We start from the raw sequence: 19,855 nt of genomic DNA, 5'->3' as shown, positions 1-19,855 counted from the left end.
GCTAAACTCAACGAGATATATGCAACCTGAATACGGAGCTCTTAATGGTCACCACACATGTTTTCATCGCGGTCAGTCTTGATGGGTATATCGCCCGACAGGATGGCGATATCGACTGGCTGTTGAAGCGCGATGACCCGACAGAAGATCATGGCTATGCCGCATTTATCGCAGACAAAGATTGGATCATTATGGGGCGAGGCAGCTATGAGAAGGTGCTGACCTTTGACGAATGGCCTTATGACCGACCCGTGCTGGTGCTTTCCCGGCAGCTAACTGATACTCCCGTGCCCGAAGCGCTGAAGGGTAAGGTGCAGTTTTCATGCTTCACGCCGAGGGAGGTTCTTGCTCACCTGAAGGAGAAAAACGTGCACAGGGTATATATCGATGGCGGGCAGTTAATACAGTCGTTCCTGCGCGAAGGTTTGGTCGCCGATATCGTTGTCACTATCGTTCCTGTCCTGCTCGGTTCGGGAAAACCGCTGTTCGGAGTCCTGCCCCATGATATCGATTTGACGCTATTATCCAGCCGCAGCTTCCCGTCGGGTCTGGTGCAGTCGCACTATCGGCTGTGAATCTGAGCATAGTGGTGACCTCCGCCGATAACCGCTGTGGTGATTGTGGGATCAGCCGAAAAGGATGCCATCTCTACAGGGACATTACTGTTCCTGCAAAAATATCTAGCCTGAATATAAACAACTCGATATTCTGAAATGCTTTGTATTTTTTGTGAACAGGAAAAAGTATGCTGAGTACATTACCCGATTTACATAGAAGTTTTGCAGAGCAACTCAAACTTAAATTTCAGTCTGATTCGCGAATTCACTCCCTTCTCGCTGGCGGCTCGATTGTTCATGGCGGGTTTGATAAATACTCCGATCTCGATTTTGTCGTTGTCGTAGACACTCTCCACTATGACGAAATCATGACGCAGCGTAGGGAACTTGCCGGAACATTAGGCCATCTGCTCCATGCTTTTACCGGGGAACATGTCGGAGAGCCTCGCCTGCTAATATGCCTGTATGGCCCAGAACTACTTCATGTCGATCTGAAATTCGTCACTCTGGAAATGCTCACTCAACGCGTTGAGGAGCCAGCAGTGTTATTTACCCGTGATAACACTGCTCTGCAGCGACAGCTGGCAAAATTTAGTGCTCACTGGCCTGATATGACGCCGGAGTGGTTTGAGTCCCGAGCCTGGATCTGGCTGCATTATGCAGTGGTTAAGTTGGGAAGGGGCGAACTCTTTGAAGCGATTGGTATGCTGTCATTCTTCCGTGAGCAGGTGCTGGGGCCAATGCTGTACCGCCGTGCCAATATTCCGCAACGTGGGGTTCGCCGCATTGAATTCCACGGCATTGACCCTGATGGCCTGCTGACTTCCACGCTGGCAACGCACGATCATGACTCCGTCAGCATGGCCATCAGAATGGCTGTTGACGCTTATATCAATCTGCGAGCTGATGCTCTGCCTGAGAATATCGCAGATGATGCGGCTCGTCGGGCGGTTCTTGCGATGCTTAAAGCGTATTCTGACAGGGTTTAAATCTGTACTCCGGTCGCTTACACGGCCGGAGTAAAAGTACCAGCGATCTAAATCCCAGAATTGGCTGTCGTAGTTTAGTTACTACAATCCCATGCTAAAGCCAGGTTCAGGTGTCAAGAGTAAGGTCCGCTATCTAAAAAACGTGATCTGCCTGTATGCGATATTTACACCATCACCACCATCATAGAGAACGTAGCCCGCTTCTTTGGATTTGGCAGATTCGATTTCTTTAACTGAGAGAGGTTTGGTTTGTCTTGGCATTGCCGGGTTTCCATAGTTTTAGACACCTCAAAAACAATAAAGCTTTATGAGGTGCCTAAAAGGTTCGATTTAATTAGTTGGCATCAGACTTCGCGGGACAAATTGCAGGCACAAAAAAGCCCGTAGGGCTTGCGCCATGCGGGCTCTTAGGACTTCATCGGATGACTCTGGTAATCACCGATGGAGAATTTTGGGCTGGCGTCCTTGTAATTGGTGGACGAGGTGGTTGAGTTTGTTAGGGATTTTGATTTTTTGCGTGAAGGGGAAGGCGCAAAAAGAGCGGCGATGATGTTGATATGGAAGGGTTTTTGTATCTTCTTGATTTTTAAGTTGATTGTTGGGAGCGGGATTTTCCGTGCTAGTTTAGGCTCTGGTGGACGCTATAGGCTTGTCGTTCGTTTCCGAAAGTGAGCGTTTCTGTCGGATAATTCACTCTCTTGAATTTTCCAGACTGTAGACCATGCTCACCTAATACACACTAACAACCGAAGGCGATACAGGTAGTTTGCCTTTGATATATCTAATGATGCCCCTTTAACAATAAGAGAGCACCATGCTTGAACTCCGTCCTAATTGCGAATGCTGTGATAAAGATCTGCCACCTGAATCAAAAGAGGCATTCATCTGTTCATTTGAATGCACATTCTGCGTCGATTGCGTGACTCAACGACTTAATGGCCGGTGTCCGAACTGCGGAGGGGAGCTGGTGCGACGTCCAATACGCCCCGAAGCATCCCTCCTGCGACACCCTGCATCCAGTCAGCGTCGCTATAAACAGTAGAGATGAAAACTATGTTCGCTCCTTGCTTATAACGCTCTTCATGATCTTGCTAGCCGTCCGTTGAATGCCACACGCGAACGTTGCTAACTTTGGCCCTTATTTATCAATGGGGGCAGATCAGTCAATCTATATGCTATTTGTTTTGCTCTTAAGTTCTGAACTATAGTGCCGATAGGGAAATTAAGTACTTTTGTCCTAAGGAAGCAAGGTTGTGAAAGATTTTTCAAAATACTCGAAAGCGTTAGGGATGGCTAAGTTCTATGTTTATGCATTTTATGACACTGAAGATGTATCAAAAAAACCGTTTTATATAGGCAAAGGCAAGTCAGAACGCTGTCTTGATCATATAAAGTGTAATGATGGCTCTCCGAAATCAGAACGAATTAATCATCTGTTAAAAACAGGAAATCTGGGAATCGACATACTACGCCATGGCATGGATGAGGCAACCGCGAAGCTTGTTGAAGCAACATGTATTGATCTCTTAGGTGTTGGAGAACTGACCAACAAAGTACGAGGAAGCAGCTCACTTATGGGGCGAATCACGCTGGATGAGCTCAACCATCTCCTTCTTAAGCAAGAGACGGAAATTGCACCTGAACATGCAGGGCTCGCTTTTTTGCTAAACAGCACCTACAAGTCTGGCATGAGTGCACTTGCATTATATGAAGCTACGCGTGGCGTCTGGGCAAAAGTACCAAAAGATGAAAACCTGCAATTTGCATACGCAACCTACGGCGGTTTGGTGATGGAAGTCTACGAGATACAGTGCTGGCTAAAGGCAGGCTCTCAACAGTACTTTACTCGGGAACTGATTATCCCCCCCGAAACCAACCGTTCAGAGTTTGTTGGGCGAATTGCATCACCAGAAGTCAGAGAATTATACGTAGGCAAGCTAATCAAAAAATCGCGCAGTCACGGTAGCCCTTTCGTAAAAGTTGGGCTGGCACAATAAACCGACTTGCTTTCCATCCATTGGTTAATACACCTTAATGCTTCTCATGTTGTTGAGGCTGCCAATGTCCGCTTCGTGCCAAAAGCGGAAGTTGGAGTGTCAGTAACTCTTTTAGAGTAAATGACTAGGTTATGTTAGATACTTACACTTGGATCGCAGTGAATCATTGTGTGCTCGAAGAGAACGTCTTAGAAATCTATGGAATGAAGGCTTGGCCACTTAACAAATTGATTAAAGCCTTAAAAAAAGATGGTTAGCACATTTTTCGATTTCCATATTTGTTAAATTAGTTAATGTTTTTATTAAATTTAAGGATGTTTTTGCTATGTCAGAAAACGAAAAGAAAAGAAAACGCCAGACTAGTGCTCAAAAAAAAGAACGTGCTGATTTTGCTGAGAAAGAAGCGAGGACAAAAGAATGGATATCAAACCAAGCCTCGCGTGCAAATAAATTACGCTCACAGGATAAGGAGTTTCATGGTCTGGAACGTGAGTTCATGTATTTACAAAATAAAATGCTTAAAGATTTTGAAATATCTAAAGATATTAAACATCCTAGAGATGTTGGTACGGTTAGAGAAGAATTGCTAAGAGCTTTCTTTATAGATAATAAGCTTTTGCCGCTTAGTTATGCAATCTCAAAATCGAGCGTCCGTGTTGCATCAACAACCGGACACATTAGTAATGAAATTGATATTCTTTTTTATGATGCATTAAATGCATTTACGCTTATGCAGCGACAAGATATCTACGAGGTTTTACCTGTTGAGTACTGCTATGGTGCTATTCAGGTAAAATCAAAACTTACAAAAAAAGAGTTAGGAAGTGCATTCAAAAATATTGCCTCATTCAAAAAATTAAAGAGAATGGTTAGTAATCAGGGTATTATTGTTCATTCAGACACTAAAATTCAGAAGGATGGATTCGGTGTTATTTTTTCTTATGATACTGACATGGAGTGGAGCGATATCGTTTCAGAGTTAGAAAAGCATGCGCAAAGTTATGATAAAAGTTTACTCCCTAATGCGGTCTTCATACTTTCGAAAGGCTTTTTCATATATGGCGATGAACGCTTTGGAAGTGTCTATAATTCTGACATGAAGAACTTTGGAGACATTATTGTATATGGTAATCCTGATTATCAAGGGTGTTGCCTTTATCAACTTTATGATATTATTTTTAATTTACTTAATAACACAAAAACTAAAAATGCATTTCCAAACCAGTATTTTAGACTCCCATTAACTGCGGGGGATTACTCTTACGAATATAAATTAGGCTACTTTGCAGAATATGGTCATTGTGAAACACATGGAGACTTTGCAAGAACATATACTCCAGAGAAACTTGAACGCCTAATTAGTTGGTGCCAGACAGCAGAACTAATTAATTGGGTGAAAGCCACGGATATAGCTTATGGTAATGCAGGTGACAACTATGAGGCTTATGAAAGGCAGCCAGGCGATGTAATAATTTACAATCCAGAACATTTACCTCTTAGTGATATTTTAGTCAGCGATAGAAAAATAATTGTTAAAGGCAAGGAAATGCTAACCAAAGTACTTGCTTATGATGCGATAAAATGTGGCGGAATGAATATTTTAATTCCTTATTATTATCAAATCACCGAGGACTTAGTTCAAAGTTGTCCCAAGTGTAAAAAAAACGCTCTTAATAAAAATTCAGCTGATAAGAGCTAATACTACCATTTATAGAATGACAGACAGTTTTTTGAGGTCTAAATTATATTTAATATCACAGATTAATGCTCAGAGACCGTTTCAGAACAGTCTCTGACTGCATCATTAATTAACAAAGTAAATTTCCTTTTAACGATAGAAGGTAATAATGAAATTATCATCTTCTATTTACGTTCATCAAACTAAAGTAAGTCCGTTTTTCGCTCATAGCGGACATGTCCTACTGTTATTCTCTACGTACCAAGAGAATAAGCCCTGTATATTAAATGCATTAAATGATCATGTAAGTATGAGCCTAAATCATAGATTGAGGTTATTGAGAGTGCCGAGCCTCAAGGTGCACCGGTCTCGCATTTTCACCTCACTGCGTGTTGATGCCGAGTAGGTTAATTAACTGCTCGACAATCTTGTCCTCATCGAGAACCAGATTCACACTAGCCACCTGTAATTGTTCCTTGCCTGCTAGAATCCTATAGCCTGCATTCAGAGGTTGCGTTCCCAGACCTGCATGATGTGGATAGAGAAGCATAACTTGTGGGCATTGATAAATCCGTGCATAGGCCATCATTTGGTAGACATCAGCCTGCGATATGCCATGCCTGGCATCTTCGGGATGACGCCCAATACGCTTCCATTTAGTGTCTATGATCATAACAATCTGATGGTCCCGCTCGATAAGCAGATCCGGTCGGGTCTGGAAGCGTGGTTTGCCTTCTTTTACGTCCTCGATCAGACAGTATAATCTGCCTGCCTGTGCACGAACCGTCCATTCCGTACCGCGTACAGCACGCTTCGCCAGCGCCGCTATATATGCCTCGAACAGGTCGTTCATTGGGAAAAGCAGTGTAATCCCGTTCTGCGCTCGTTTATCGTGGTGTGTAGCTTGCCAGTCGCGTCGCAGGAGAAGACGTGCCAGATTGTAGAGGGCTTCCCAGCGATGATTGGTTCGGTCGATCCGTACCTGTGACCACGGCAGATGACTGAAAGGGACGTCGCTAACACCCGCTAACAGGATGCGCAATTCATTCAGACGACGGAGAGTATCAGCAGCGCGGGCATAATGGTGAAGCAGAACTACACACGCCTTCATAATTCGAAGCAGGGCGGTATCAGCCGACAGTTCGTCGTAACGACAGGCGAGACGGTCGGGGCGGACGGCAAGCGTAGTGAATTGTCGTTTGATATTGAGCCTTCCGCGCAATGAGGGCAAATCGTCTTCCTGTGCCAAATAGGTGCGCGGTAATCCCCGATGTACTTCAGATAAGAGTCGCTCGGCGAACAAGCGGATGAGTATCTCAAGTAAGCTTTCAGCTTGTCTCGCCATTGTTGCAGCCTGTCCATTGCCGAGTTTAAGGCCGAGGGCGACATCAAGCATACGTATCAGGCGACTGCGTATTGTGGCGTCCGGTTCTATCGTCTCGTCGTCGAATTTGGGCAGGATCTCAAGGCTACATCCCGGAGCGGCAATGACCCCAACCATTTGCCCGGCAATAATTTTGTTATGGCGATCGATTAAGATATTAGTACCGTGCTGATTTGCCAGCGGATGCTCGCGCGCCGCCGTAAGCAGCGCGTTAGCCTGAGGGCGGGTAAAAGCATGAGGAGCGTTTATGCTGCTTTCAGTGTTCACACAAACACCACCCCATTCGCGAACCGTGAGGTGCGTCATTCTTTCGATTCACCAGCCACCTCAAGATCGGTGACATTTAACGTTCTGGTTTTGCCTATCAGTCGATCAAAGGCGTCATTTCTGAACGGTGCACGTACCGACCAGCTTGATAATGGTTCCCCCTCTATTCCGGGTGGCGGTAAAATCAGCGCTTCCTGCATAAAACCATCGCCCAGCACTGCCGCGATTCGGCTCCAGTCCTCGAAGAAATACTCTTGTAACAGCGGTATGACCTTATTGCGCACTGCATCTTCAACTTGTGCCCTGGATTCACAATTGATAAAGAAGGCGTGTCCAATGCGATATTCCCGACCTATAAGATATTCAATACGCTGGTTGATGGTGGTAAGAACGGCTTTGAGATCGATCCCCTCTACTTCACTTAGCAGGGTTGCGTCGGGAGCCATTTCCCGGAAGTTGAATCGCCGCCTTAATGCTGTGTCGAGCAATGCGATGGATCGATCGGCGGTATTCATGGTGCCTATGATATGAAGGTTGGCGGGGATGCCAAAATCTTTCTTTTTCGAATAAGGCAGAGTTACGGTGAGTGCATCAGGCATTCCAAGACGTTTATCCGGCTCAATTAACGTAATCAGTTCACCGAACACTTTCGAGATATTTGCCCGGTTGATCTCATCAATAATGAGGACGAATTGTTCTGGTTGTCCTTTAACATCGGAACTATTATCCAGGTTCTCTGTACTCGAGAGCAGTCTGCCTAGCGCCGGGATATTCACACGACTGGTGGCAATGGAATAGAGCGTCCGCATGGTGAAGTTACCATCGATAATTGTATCGAGTGGCAGTGGTTCATCAAGGGTCAGTAGCCAGCGAACTGGGCGGCGGTGGGCATAGTAACCTTCGGCTTCAGGAACGAAATAGTAATCACCAGTTATTTCAGCGATAGCGCGAAACGCAGTGTTCCCGTAAGGGACAATCACGATATCACCAGGCTTCATTTCGCAACGGAAGGGATAGGTTTGCGTCCAGTTACTAGGCGTCAGATTCCCTGGATTTTGCTTGATCCATTCATCATGAATCGCGTTGAACGATGAGAATCTATCCGCGCTCCAGTCTATGGTCCCACCCCACCCCAGAGCGATATACCCATTGTCGCGGGCATCTTCATACACATCGTCTTCGGTGCCAATTGTCCCTTGCCCCATTTTCCAGAAGCGTTTCTGGGATAGTTGCAGTGCCGAGGCATCTGTCTGTGCACGGGGTTGTGTTCTGGCCTGATCGGCAAGGGCACAAATTTCTCTGAAGAGCCCCGGCGTAGGCATGAGTCTGAATCCAGCAGACGAAGACTCATCTTCACCGATTTCTGGACGAAGACCCTCAACGAAGGTTTCGTAGTCATAGCTCTGGTGGAATGTGACGAAAGAGATTCTCTTTTCTGCCATCAGTTCGTTATAGCGCGCCATCAGGGCCGCACGCCCATCTTTTGAGTTCGGATAGGCATCTTTGCCATCGCAGAGCGCTACGGCTTCCCTCGCCGTGTGATAGGTCTTTCCAGTACCTGGAGGACCGTAAAAAATAAGGTTAGTCGGAGTTGGTTTAGTCTGGGCCACCAGTTCGCTTCCTTCCGTAAGGATGAACGTATATTTCCGGGTTGTGCTCTTTTTAGGCCCTTCCGTCACCGGAGGGGGAACATCCGCTAGTTCCTGAAATTTTTGACCATCAAGAGCCTGACAGATGTTCGGCCATCCCTTGTCGAGACCCATTTCAGTATTCAGAGGACCAACTACCAGGGTGACACTTGTGTCACCTCGCTCTCTGGCTGGGGTGATGTAGTTTTCAAGGACATAATCCCGAATTTCGTCGGCCTGAGAGTCATCACCGCTCAGAAAACGTCCATATTGTCCGAGCCAGCTATTCCAGTTAGACAATCGGTTAAGCGGTTGCTCTGATTCAGGCATTAGTAACCGATAGTCATTGCCGTTGTCTTTGGCATCACGGCGAATCTCTTTGATCCGCTGCCGCAATTGTGCAAATCCATCCGCCTTGTAGGCTGCATCCAGATCTGCATGAGGAGAACCAAGTGCTGCGAGATTTTTTTCTATAGTTTTGACAGCATAAATACGGGAATTGAGGCCTGCTTGCGTTTTGGCGCCTTTGCTCTTCAACCATTCCTGAAATTCAACTTCGAGCATTTCCGATGCCCTCTCATTTTCGTTAACTTACTGATAGCTATCATTGTGGATGATGGAAGGGGCAGTACAGCAACTCTTCGCTACAGATTGCCAATACTATTAATCTTCCGTGCTGATTGTCTCGCTTGCGGGGCGAAGAGTTTGACCAACCTGACATAGCAGACAGGCATCATCCTCGAATGTCATGGTCCCTCAGGAGTGCAGCCCAAGCGCTGTGTCGCTTACCGTAAACATAGCACTATGGATGCCTCGGTCAAGGTATGTTTTTCCATAATTTATTGATAAGAAACAATAATAGTTATTATGTAATGAGTTGAACCTTTATGAGCCTTTTAATAAATCGCCATGCCCAAAGCTATGTAGCAGCTGAAGGTACAGGCATTGAGCATGGGCATTTTAGCTTCGTCTACCGGACGTTCTGAATGTAGGTATCGGTAGACCGTAAAGGGTGCTGCTGATGGATTTGATGGAATTGCCCATACAGATGACCAAATGTTCCTCCACCCCAAATCTCACAATTCTCTCCCTTACCCTTAAAGGCCTTTAAAGGCCCTTTAGCGAGCTTTTGCGGGCGTAGCATTATTCGAGCCAAAGTTGGCTAAAATCCGGCCATCCCAGCGTATTTAAATCCCGCCAGGTAAATGACTTCTCGGTCGCAAATTCCATCCAGTGATGCAGCAAAGGAATGACATATCGCTGGTGGGTAATCTCATGGAAAAAGTCGGCAATGCTGGCGAATGCCTGTTCATCGTCGCTGTTCAGAATGGTCGGCAGCAGGGCGTTCAGGTTTCGTCGCTGGGCTTCAGGCAAGCGCGTAAACAGCGCGGTGGAAGCCAGCCATTCCAGAAACGCCGGAACCGAAAGGGTATCGAGCATAAAGTTGCTAAGCCAGATATCCGCGGGAGGGCGCGGCTGGCTGTTAAAGCTGTCAAATGCGTCGATCCGTATCTCGGCGCGAATATGCCAGCGCTCAAGCAGGATGCGAATCGCCCCGGCAAGCTCCACCAGTTCCGGCTGCTGAAAGGTGCTGATGATCACCGGCTGACGCAGGTTAAACGGCGCGGTGACCCCGCCAAAATCCACCGGGCGGTGGTTCCACTGCGGCAGCATGCCCTGAGCCACGGAGAGGATGCGCGCGTATTCGTCGGGAAGCTGCGTCTGGCTGAGGAGTTCGACAGGCTGCAGCAGGTAATTGATAAACTGTCTTCCGGCCTCATCCGCAAAGGCACCGTCACCGTCGAGCAGTACAAAGCAGCATCCCTGCTCCAGACTACGCTCGTTGAGCGGGCGGTCATCCTGCGCCTCCTCGCCCCGTAGCAGGGGGATAAAGCTCATGCTGATATGCTCCGGAGCCCAGGTGAAAATGGTGATCTCATCCAGTCCGGGGCGCGCCTGATGCCAGTGTTGATTGCGCCGCAGAACCATAAAGTTGTCGCTGTGCTCCTGCAGGTGGAAAGCGCCGGTACAGCGGATGTGTCCATGCTGGTAATCAAACAGCATCGTTGGCTGGGTGGCGAGCAGGCAGTCGAGCCGTCTGACCGGATGGTGCGTTTCAATCACCAGATGCCAGGGGGCGTCAGCGGTGATGGTTTTGATTGGGCTGAAAAGTGGGGTGAACTGCGGGCTCTGGCTGGCGGCGAGCAGGCAGCGCTGAACGGCGCTGGCATCCAGTTCGCTGCCATCGGCAAAGCGGGCGGTGGATTTCAGCCAGAACTCCCAGCGGGTAAAGTCGTCGTTGTGGGTCCAGTAGTGTGCGATATCGGGGACGATCCTGCCCTGAACGGCATCATAGCGCGTCAGCCCGCTCAGGCACTGGCGCAGGAGGTGGCGTTCGGTCCGCCGCAGGGGAACGAGCGGGTTAAGCGGATCCAGATTGCGATAGTAGGGGATGCGCACCCGCGTTTCGCTGCTTTTATCCTGTACCCCAAAGCGCCACAGGCTCAGGCGATCCAGCAGATACTTGTCGTTGCCGATAAACCGCAGCACGTTGCCGTAATCCTGTTTCTCCAGCAGCTTAGTGACATTCTGGCTGAACAGCTTTTCCGGCGAGGTTAACAGGTGGAGCCGTGAGCGCTTACCGCGCCCGCACTGCGGCTGCCAGTCGAGCCATTTTTCCTGATGCATCTTTTTCAGCGCAATCCGGCAGTTACGCACCGAACAGCCGAAGATGGCGGCGATCTCCTGCATCTGTAATTCGTGTGTCTGACATGCGCCGTAGCGGGCGTGCAGCCTGCGAAAATGCGCCTCGAAGATACTCATATGATGACCTCCTGCCGAACGTGATTTCCTCTTTTATCCCTTTCTGACGGTTTCCGGCGTGATTACCCTCATAAATTTTCCGGTTTTAAGCGAAAACCGGAAATAACTTTCGTCTTTGATTGCTGTTTTTTTAATCACCTCCGGTTCGGATACTGAAGGTGTTCGGAGCAGAACCTGCTGTTGTGCGAATCCCTGTCATAAAGACGCGCTCAGGAGATCGAGATGAAAAGATTCAACCTTCTGCAAATGTTACAAAGCATCGGGCGATCGCTCATGATCCCCATTGCCATGCTGCCTGCCGCCGGTATTTTGCTGGCCTTCGGCGTCAGCTTTCAGGATCCCAATATTGTCGCCAGCCTGCCGTTTCTTGGCGCTGACTGGCTGGTTCACGTGCTGAAGCTGATGGCGGAAGCGGGCAGCGCGATTTTCGCTAACCTGCCGCTGCTGTTTGCGGTCGGCGTGGCGGTGGGACTCAGTGACGACCAGGGGATTGCCGGGTTGTCGGCGATCGCCGGGTTTCTGATTATGAACGTCACCATCGGCCAGTTTCTTGGGATCACGCCCGAATCAGTGGCGCAGGTGCGTGACTACACGATGGTGCTGGGCATCCCTTCGCTCCAGACCGGTGTGTTTGGCGGCATCATTATCGGGATTATCGCCGCCTGGCTGTATAAACGCTATTACCGCATCCAGCTTCCGTCCTGGCTGGAGTTCTTCTCCGGCAAGCGCTTTGTGCCGATAGTGACCTCCTTCGCCGCGCTGTTTGTCGGGCTGGTGATGGCGGTGGTCTGGCCGCCGATTCAGCATCTGATTAATGGCCTGTCGAATACCATGACGGTGCAGGGGCCGGGCGTGTCCGCCTTCCTGTTCGGTTTTGTCGAGCGGCTGCTGATCCCGTTTGGTCTTAACCATGTCTGGTGGCCGACGTTCTGGCTGCAGTTTGGCGAGTACGTGAACAACGCCGGGCAGGTGGTGCATGGCGACCAGCTTATCTTCTTTGCCCAGCTGAAAGATCAGGTGCCGATTACCGCCGGAACCTTTATGGCCGGGCTGACGCCGATCAAGATGTTCTGCATTCCGGCGATTGCGCTGGTGATCTACCGCTGCGCCAGCCCGGAAAACAGAGCGCGGGTGAAGGGCATTATGCTCTCTGGCGCGATCACCTCCATCGTCTGCGGCATTACCGAGCCGATTGAGTTCTCCTTCCTGTTTGTTGCGCCCGTGCTGTATGGCATTCACGCCGTCCTGGCGGGGCTGGTGTTCCTGCTGATGGAGTGGTTCAGCGTGCACATCGGGCTCTCTTTCTCTGGCGGGCTTATCGACTATCTCTTCTTTGGCGTCCTGCCGCGCGCGCCTCACTGGTACATGGTGTTCCCGGTCGGGCTGGTGATGGGGGCGCTGTACTACGTCCTGTTTACCTTTGCCATTCGCCGCTGGAATTTGCTGACGCCGGGGCGTGAAGTCGAAGAAAGCGCAGTGACTCAGGAAAGCGAACAGAACGACCTGGTGAGCGGCATCATTCTGGCCTATGGCGGGCTGGGAAATATGACCAGCATCGAAGCCTGCATGTCGCGTCTGCGCATTGACGTGACGGATAAGACGCTGGTGGACAAGGCGCTGCTGAAACAGCTTGGCGCGGCGGGCGTCGTCGAGGTCGGGAACAACATTCAGAGCGTCTTTGGCATGAAATCCGATCGGCTGAAAGAGGCGATCCGCGCAGCTAACGCGTATACACAGGAGGCAAAATGAAACAGCTACACCACAGCGGTCTGCCGCTGTATCTCGATGACGATGGCGTAATGGCGCTGAAACCCCCGCTGAACTATCTCGGCTTTGGCCGCAAAAGCGCCGGGCAGATGGCGGTGGTTTTACCGGAGTTCACCGAAGCGCAGCGTGATGAACCGGCTTACGATGTTTATCGCGGGCTCAGCTTTGCGGAGGATCAGGAACGGCTTGCTGCCGACCAATACCAATATGACATCACCATCATCATGCCGGGAACGATTGGCAAAGAGCGCAAGAAAACCAGCGGTCATTACCACGGTTATAACGACACGCGGCGCAACACCCACCCGGAAGTGTATGAAGTGATTAAGGGCTCGGCGGCATATATCCTGCAAAAGTCGCCGGATTTTGCCGTCGTGCCAAAAGATCTGCTGGTGGACGATCTTATCGTGGCGGTGGTGAAGGAGGGGCAGAGCATTATCGTACCGCCGAATTACGGCCACTGCTCCATTAATATCGGCGACGGGCCACTGGTATTCAGCAACCTGGCGTATAAACCCTGCGCGGTTCACTACGACACGGTGCAGTTTTACCACGGTATGGCCTGCTACATCGTGGAGGAGAACGGGCAACTCTGCGTGCGCAAGAATCACTACTACCCGCATATTCCGCGCATCAAATTCGCCACCGTCAAAGAGAATCCGCATCTTGGAATCACCTTCGATACGCCGCTTTACCAGCGCTATCGCGCCGCGCCGGAACGTTTTCACTTTCTGGGGCATGTCGATAACTATGTCCGGGAAATCATGGGGATGCTCCAGTATGAGGATGATTTATTCCCGCTCAGTCAGGAGGACGCATGATGGAAACGCAATCTGTTGCAGGTGTCGCCTGTAGCGACCTGCATCAGGCGATGTCGCGGATTGACGGTGCTGCGCTGGCGCGTCTGGAGCAGGCCATCGCTGAAGCAAACGCGATATTTGTTTTTGGTGCAGGGCGTTCGCTGTTAATGCTGAAAGCTTTTGCGATGCGCCTGATGCATATCGGCCTGAAGGTGCATGTTGTCGGCGATGTGGTCACGCCTGCGCTGCAAAAAGGCGACCTGCTGCTGCTGGCCAGCGCATCGGGCGAAACGGCTTCGCTGGTGAATGTGGCTACGAAAGCGAAACAACTGGGCGGCACAGTGGCCCTGCTGACCATTTTCCCCGAGTCCACGCTGGGGAAACTGGCGGATGTGGTGGTCAGGATCCCTGCCTATACCGACAAACTGCCGGATGGACCCTATAACGTGAAAGGCATTCTGCCCGGCGGTAGCCTGTTTGAAGAGGCTGTCATGGTGTTGGGCGACGCCATGATTGTGAATCTGGCCCAGTCGACGGGATATCGCTTAACCAAAGGTTTTGCGCTGCACGCCAACCTCGAATAGTCATTCGATACAAGGAAACCAACATGAAATTACAGCTTGCCCTGGACGAGTTAACCCTGCCTGAAGCGCTGGTATTTATTGAGAAGGTGGTTGATGAAGTTGATATTATTGAAGTGGGAACACCCTTTCTTATTCGGGAAGGCGTGAACGCGATTAAAGCCATTAAAGAAAAATACCCGCATAAGGAAGTGCTGGCGGATGCGAAAATTATGGATGGCGGCCATTTTGAGTCGCAGCTGCTATTCGATGCTGGGGCAGACTATGTCACGGTATTAGGCGTGACTGATGTGCTGACGATCCAGTCATGCATCCGCGCGGCGAAAGAGGCCGGAAAGCAGGTGGTGGTGGATATGATCTGCGTCGACGATCTGCCCGCGCGGGTCCGCCTGCTGGAAGAGGCGGGCGCGGATATGCTGGCGGTTCACACCGGCACCGACCAGCAGGCGGCGGGGCGCAAGCCGATAGATGATTTGATAACGATGCTTAAGGCGTGCCGGAAAGCCCGGATTGCCGTGGCAGGCGGCATCAGCAGCCAGACGGTGAAGGACTATGCGCTGTTAGGCCCGGATGTGGTGATTGTGGGGTCGGCGATCACACATTCGGTAGATCCGGCAGGTGAAGCGAGGAAGATTTCGCAGGTGTTGTTGCAGCATCACTGAGGTTAGACGAACAGAGTGGCATCTGGCGCGATTGTGTGCCAGATGCCGGATTAACCATAAGATTATGCCTTCAGTCTGATTCATAGATTCACTTCCTTCGCGCAAGTGGCTCGATTATTCATGCGGATTTGATAAATACTCCGATATGGATTTTATCATTGTCGTAAACCCTATCTACTATGACGAAATCATTGCGCAGCGTAGGGGGCTTGGCGGAACCCCAGGCCATCTGCTGCATGTTTTTAGCAGGGAACATGTCAGAGAGACGGTCGCTTACATGGTCGGAGTAAAAGTATCACGAGAGATACTGTCATTATCCAAAACTCGCGATGGACATCTCAATTTAGTTACTGCAATTCATGCTGGTGGCTAGGTTCAGATGTCCGGGAAAGGGAAGAGTTCAAATGTCTGATTAGTGCCAGGAGCGGACATTAAGTGACCAGATTCAGTAAAACACTACAATAGGACGTAAAGTAGTTGATGGTAGCGATAAGTTAAAAATGTAGTGTTTGTTTCAGTGATCCTACACGCAATGCTTTCCTCGTAACATCTGCCAGCTTTATGAGGTGGTATTAATGCATAGCATGCTGCTACGACGACGTCATCTAAAGCAGAGCATTTTTCTCCCCCCTCCCATCCACAATTTATATTAAACGACAACGTAAATTTAATCGTGATCATTGCATCAAAGTAATAACGATAAGGTCCACCATAAAATGGCTAAAAATCATAATCTCTTGCTTCTATTTGTCTTATGGCTTCATTTCTAAGAGTTGGAAACTGATTTGCTATCTTTCTGTTTATAAGACAAAACATAGCATCATGAATATCTGACCCCTCAACATATAACCAACTGATAACATAATTTACAGCGTTATGTCTTATGGTATTAACTGTTAGCCTATCCTTAGTTTTTTTATCAAGTTTGGTTAGATTGCCGAGTTTTTCATTATTATTATTAATCCACCATTGAGTAACCGACTTCCAGAAGGTTAGGTCAGATGAAACAAAATGTATTTCAGCCATGTTTTTCTTCGCGTGTTCTTCAGGTGTTAAATTGTTCTCTGAATCATATTGGAGGTTGTTCTCCATAACATTTAAATTTATCCAATGATCAACACGAACACCTTTCTTTGAAAAAAGCACCCCTAACATAAACCACTTTGTCGCAGAAATCTTTTCGGCTTTCAATAAAAAAAGTTCGCTCACCTTCACCCCTTGAACAGTAAGAAAATGAAGGTTCTTCATGAATGCACTAGCATCCGATTCAGTGTAGTTATAATGAGAAATTAGGTTTTTTTTGTTAATTTTCACGAAATCATCATTGATGATGACACATCGCGAAACTTTTTTATGGTTTTCCTGAGAGCTTCCAGTTATGGTTTCTTTCATTCTTTCGAAGATTACAGGTAGTTTATTTTTTTTACTTATTCCTTTTGATATCAATTTAATAATATTATATAAATTAACATCACCGGGCTCTCCTTTTTTTTCCATTCCCATATCAATAACCTCTCTAAAAGATAGACTGGTGGGAAATGAATACTCTAAGTTAACAGTAGTATTGCTATCTACTATACATTGGCAATGCAAAATTGGTCTTAAAAGCAAATCTAGTACAGGTTCTGACAATGACATACCACGTTCCAACATGAGATTAGCAATATCACCAGTAGAATCTCCATCATTTGATTCTTTATCGCTATCCTTTCTAATTAAACTAATTACTTTGGGGTGTGATAAGTTACTCTGGTTCATTTTTTGTCCTTGTTTTTATTTGGTTTTTTCTTGAAGGATTTTTTATATTTGTATTTTAGTCACTGACTGTTAATTTTAGTATAGCGTAAAAGTTTACGATTCCCACTCTACTCCCCGTATTGCGTGATACTATTTGAAGGTGAAGAATAGATGATTTCCTAATTTTACTCAAGCAGTTTGACTTGTTTTTTAAATGTCCAAGCATAATATCACCGCACCTTTAAATAGTATTTAAAGATCATGGGAGAAACTATTCATAAAATTTTCAAGCATTTTAGATGTATGTCTTGGATTAGGTTGATATTGTAATCCAATTGTTTTAAATATATAGGAATCTATCCAAGAAAAGCTTTCTGAAATCAAGTCGGTAATATTACTTTTAGATGGGTATGTGGAATTATCAAACTTGCCCTCATGTATTAATTTATTTCTTAGTTTCACAGCGTCAAAGGTTAGTTTTTGGATTCCTACTCGATCTGCAGCTCCAGCTAAATAATCATAAAAACCAACCTGGGATCCTCTTTGCATTGCGTGTAATTGGGCAAATTGTCTTCCAGATGTTTTTTCAGTATCCCCAATGATTTGTAGTATAGTTGTGAGAAGGGTATATTGGTTTTCTAAAGACCATGCAGCAATTGAATCAAGATAATAATGCATTATAAGTAACATCTTTTCCGTGCTAAAAACGTTATTGTTGTTACAGAAGGACTCAACAAAATCTATATAATAACTTAAAGTGTTCAAGCAAGACTCAGGAGAGTGTATTGAATGATCTCTTGGGAATTTATCTCCTGGTTGAATTAAACCAACTTTGGAGAAAGGCGTTGAACAGGTTGGTCGAACAGATGTTCCAGTAATAAAAGAAAATGCAAGGCATGCCTTCAAAAGATTATCCATGATTTTATCGAAATAGCTATCTTCAATTAATCCAGACACCCTCAATTGGTTACTTGGTATATTTGTTGATATAGAATATGTATTGGCGCACGCACCATTTTTAATCTCATTAATAACATTATTGAAATCAGGGTGTTGTATTTTTTCTAAATTCCAAAGGATGCCATTAGTGGTAATTGAGAATTTATTTGGCATATCAGGTGGAAGTAAATTAGTTAAGTAAAAACCTTGCATTTTATAATCCTTTTTTAAGAGCTATATAAATTAAGATTTTTTTATAAACGCTACCATTTGTCAACAAAATTGTGAGGGTTAATTTTCTGTCCACATTCGCCACTTGTAGCATGACCTCGAAAGCATTTCACTTTAGTAGTGTTACATAAACCTAACCTCTATACAGAACGCTTGATATTAAAGCCATTAGCCCCCGAAGATGCCTTACAAATTCAGATGCTTTATCCACGTTGGGAGATAGTTCGCTACATGGTCTCTTCAGTACCATGGCCCTATCCTGATAATAATGCCGGGAATTACGTTAATAACGTTGCCCTGCCTGATATGGCAAATGGAATAGCTTGGTTCTGGACTATCAGACATCGTGAAACGCCTGACAAACTGATGGGCTTAATCTGTCTGTATGACATTGAAGATAAAACCGTGTGTTTTGGTTAGTTCCGGAGTATTAGGGCCAGGGCTTTATACGTTAGGCCAGTATTGCAGCTACGGATTATTGGTTTAATTCGTTAAATAAAGCCGTGTTGCGAGCACCTAAAGCGACTTTCAATAGTCGTTCAAAACGTATTTCAGACAGCAGTGGTATGCGGCTCATAAGGACTGAAGAGAAAGAGTATGTCAGCGGTCTACTGGATTCCGAACTCTGGGAAATCACCCGTGACGAATGGAATGCTCGTCAGGTTGGTTGATTAAGTTATGGAATGTCTGTTCTTCGTTCAAAGCTGACCATGCTTTCTAATAATGCCTGCGCTTTGTCTGGCTTGCTGGGTCAAGTGCCTTACCAATCAAAGTTACAGCCCTTAAAGTTATGGCATTATGGGCGTTCAGGTTTGCCGCTCTCCAGGCTGCGATGTACCGCCTCGCAGATCCGGCTCACTGCCAGTCCGTCCTCTGCCGTCACCGGATACAACGATTTCGTTCTGACCGCGCGCACAAAGTCATTGATGGGGTCGATACCGAAACCGCTGGCAACGCCGTTGCGGTGGTTGATGAAATAGCTGTTGGGCGTGAGCGTCATGACCGGAGTGGTGATTTCCAGCCCGCGATGCTGTGAAGTGCTGCGGATATACGTTGCCTCGCAGAGAATATCGATGCGCCCGTCGTTGTCCTTCGGGAAGCCCTCCGGCAGCACCCACGAGTTTTCCACCACCCACGAACTGCCATCGGCCATGGTCAGCAGGCTCTGCACACTGTCAAAGGTGTCGAGGCCACATTCGACCATCAGCCGCTTCTGCCCGACGGCGTACACTGACACCACCTCCTGACCAGAAAGGTGGCGCACCAGGTCAAAACAGTGGGAGCCGAGAAACCACACCGGGGAGCTTGCGCCCGCCCAGTTCAGCCACTCCGTCGGCACGCTGATGACATCGTCCATGCTGATATGGCCGCGCAGGATGCGCCCGGCTTCCGGCTTCTCCAGTTCAGCCTTAATGCGCATGACCGCCGGGTCCCAGCGTTTGTGGAAATCGACGCCGACCAGCAGGTCCCGCTGCTGCGCCATCTCCACGATAAGCTCGCACTCGCGTACCGAGGTGGCGAGCGGTTTCTCTGCCAGTACATGTTTGCCGTGGCGCAGGGCGGTGAGGATGGATTCGGTGTGGTACGGGTCCGGTGTCGCCACCGAAACCACATCGACGGCTTCCTCCTGCAGCAGGACATCCAGCCGGGTATAGCCCATGATGCCGTATGCCATGGCAAGGTCGTCGCAGCGTTCTGTATCGGTGTCGCAGATGGCGACCAGTACCGTGTCCGGGTTATGGCGGTACGCGTTCATATGGTGTTTGCCGTAGATACCTGCACCTACCACGGCGGCTCTGATTTTGTTCATCGTTA

General features: G+C 47.9%; 15 protein-coding genes and 3 pseudogenes. 11 read left to right on the top strand and 7 right to left on the bottom strand.

Going from position 1 to position 19,855, the window contains the following annotated elements:
• Window positions 1-44 precede the first annotated feature (44 nt).
• Window positions 45-575 carry a dihydrofolate reductase family protein gene (locus tag ABLU78_RS17600; protein WP_045413281.1) on the top strand — a complete coding sequence of 177 codons (531 nt, stop codon included), beginning with the start codon at window positions 45-47 and terminating at the stop codon, window positions 573-575.
• A 170-nt stretch (window positions 576-745) separates the two neighbouring features.
• Window positions 746-1,546, top strand: a complete 801-nt coding sequence (locus ABLU78_RS17595; RefSeq protein ID WP_048229335.1) for a nucleotidyltransferase domain-containing protein — start codon at window positions 746-748, stop codon at window positions 1,544-1,546.
• Window positions 1,547-1,705: 159 nt separating this feature from the next.
• Here ABLU78_RS17595 and ABLU78_RS17590 read toward each other — a convergent pair.
• Window positions 1,706-1,807 (bottom strand): annotated as a pseudogene (locus tag ABLU78_RS17590) (preprotein translocase); the annotation flags it as partial.
• 553 nt (window positions 1,808-2,360) lie between these two features.
• Here ABLU78_RS17590 and ABLU78_RS17585 point away from each other — a divergent pair.
• The 3 genes from ABLU78_RS17585 to ABLU78_RS17575 all read left to right on the top strand — a co-directional run bounded on the left by ABLU78_RS17585 (window position 2,361) and on the right by ABLU78_RS17575 (window position 5,242).
• A complete protein-coding gene (locus ABLU78_RS17585; RefSeq protein WP_072051147.1) occupies window positions 2,361-2,588 on the top strand; it encodes a DUF1272 domain-containing protein in 228 nt (75 codons plus the stop codon).
• A 211-nt stretch (window positions 2,589-2,799) separates the two neighbouring features.
• Complete coding sequence (locus ABLU78_RS17580) at window positions 2,800-3,543, top strand: hypothetical protein (protein ID WP_039274301.1); 744 nt, start codon at window positions 2,800-2,802, stop codon at window positions 3,541-3,543.
• Window positions 3,544-3,868: 325 nt separating this feature from the next.
• Window positions 3,869-5,242, top strand: coding sequence for a DUF6602 domain-containing protein (locus ABLU78_RS17575; RefSeq protein ID WP_251996644.1), 1,374 nt, complete (start codon window positions 3,869-3,871; stop codon window positions 5,240-5,242).
• Between the two features lie 361 nt (window positions 5,243-5,603).
• Here ABLU78_RS17575 and ABLU78_RS17570 read toward each other — a convergent pair whose 3' ends face one another.
• The 3 genes from ABLU78_RS17570 to ABLU78_RS17560 form a co-directional block, all read right to left on the bottom strand.
• Window positions 5,604-6,911 (bottom strand): calmodulin-binding protein, encoded by a 1,308-nt coding sequence (locus tag ABLU78_RS17570; protein ID WP_265780662.1) that lies wholly within the window; start codon window positions 6,909-6,911, stop codon window positions 5,604-5,606.
• Window positions 6,908-9,064 carry an AAA family ATPase gene (locus ABLU78_RS17565; protein WP_265780663.1) on the bottom strand — a complete coding sequence of 719 codons (2,157 nt, stop codon included), beginning with the start codon at window positions 9,062-9,064 and terminating at the stop codon, window positions 6,908-6,910. Before ABLU78_RS17565 ends, ABLU78_RS17570 begins: the two co-directional genes overlap by 4 nt.
• Window positions 9,065-9,643: 579 nt before the next feature.
• Window positions 9,644-11,323 carry an SgrR family transcriptional regulator gene (locus tag ABLU78_RS17560; RefSeq protein WP_323806282.1) on the bottom strand — a complete coding sequence of 560 codons (1,680 nt, stop codon included), beginning with the start codon at window positions 11,321-11,323 and terminating at the stop codon, window positions 9,644-9,646.
• A 222-nt stretch (window positions 11,324-11,545) separates the two neighbouring features.
• Here ABLU78_RS17560 and ptsG point away from each other — a divergent pair, with 222 nt between their 5' ends.
• From ptsG to ABLU78_RS17535, 5 genes and pseudogenes are all read left to right on the top strand, one after another.
• Window positions 11,546-13,072 carry a glucose-specific PTS transporter subunit IIBC gene (gene ptsG / locus ABLU78_RS17555; protein ID WP_323806283.1) on the top strand — a complete coding sequence of 509 codons (1,527 nt, stop codon included), beginning with the start codon at window positions 11,546-11,548 and terminating at the stop codon, window positions 13,070-13,072.
• A complete protein-coding gene (locus ABLU78_RS17550; protein ID WP_323806284.1) occupies window positions 13,069-13,911 on the top strand; it encodes a glucose-6-phosphate isomerase family protein in 843 nt (280 codons plus the stop codon). Before ptsG ends, ABLU78_RS17550 begins: the two co-directional genes overlap by 4 nt.
• The gene (gene hxlB, locus ABLU78_RS17545; protein WP_265780677.1) at window positions 13,911-14,474 is read left to right on the top strand and encodes a 6-phospho-3-hexuloisomerase; all 564 of its coding nucleotides are present in this window, start codon (window positions 13,911-13,913) and stop codon (window positions 14,472-14,474) included. Before ABLU78_RS17550 ends, hxlB begins: the two co-directional genes overlap by 1 nt.
• Before the next feature lie 23 nt (window positions 14,475-14,497).
• Window positions 14,498-15,133, top strand: coding sequence for a 3-hexulose-6-phosphate synthase (hxlA, locus tag ABLU78_RS17540; RefSeq protein WP_323806285.1), 636 nt, complete (start codon window positions 14,498-14,500; stop codon window positions 15,131-15,133).
• 20 nt (window positions 15,134-15,153) lie between these two features.
• Window positions 15,154-15,398 (top strand): annotated as a pseudogene (locus tag ABLU78_RS17535) (hypothetical protein); the annotation flags it as partial.
• A 455-nt stretch (window positions 15,399-15,853) separates the two neighbouring features.
• Here ABLU78_RS17535 and ABLU78_RS17530 read toward each other — a convergent pair.
• Both ABLU78_RS17530 and ABLU78_RS17525 read right to left on the bottom strand, forming a co-directional pair.
• Window positions 15,854-16,891: a hypothetical protein gene (locus ABLU78_RS17530; protein ID WP_323806286.1), complete on the bottom strand. Its 1,038-nt coding sequence runs from the start codon at window positions 16,889-16,891 to the stop codon at window positions 15,854-15,856.
• A 231-nt stretch (window positions 16,892-17,122) separates the two neighbouring features.
• Complete coding sequence (locus tag ABLU78_RS17525) at window positions 17,123-18,022, bottom strand: hypothetical protein (protein WP_265780669.1); 900 nt, start codon at window positions 18,020-18,022, stop codon at window positions 17,123-17,125.
• 138 nt (window positions 18,023-18,160) lie between these two features.
• Between ABLU78_RS17525 and ABLU78_RS17520 the strand changes: the two are divergent.
• Window positions 18,161-18,711, top strand: a pseudogene (locus ABLU78_RS17520) (GNAT family N-acetyltransferase).
• 125 nt (window positions 18,712-18,836) lie between these two features.
• Here the strand turns inward: ABLU78_RS17520 and ABLU78_RS17515 are convergent.
• Window positions 18,837-19,850, bottom strand: a complete 1,014-nt coding sequence (locus ABLU78_RS17515) for a Gfo/Idh/MocA family oxidoreductase (RefSeq protein ID WP_265780670.1) — start codon at window positions 19,848-19,850, stop codon at window positions 18,837-18,839.
• Window positions 19,851-19,855 lie beyond the last annotated feature (5 nt).

Origin of the sequence: Klebsiella sp. JN_Kp122, from assembly GCF_040062085.1 — a bacterium.
GTDB lineage: Bacteria > Pseudomonadota > Gammaproteobacteria > Enterobacterales > Enterobacteriaceae > Klebsiella > Klebsiella aerogenes.
Note: the sequence above shows the minus strand (reverse complement) of the source record. Positions and strands in the feature narration are given on the sequence as shown.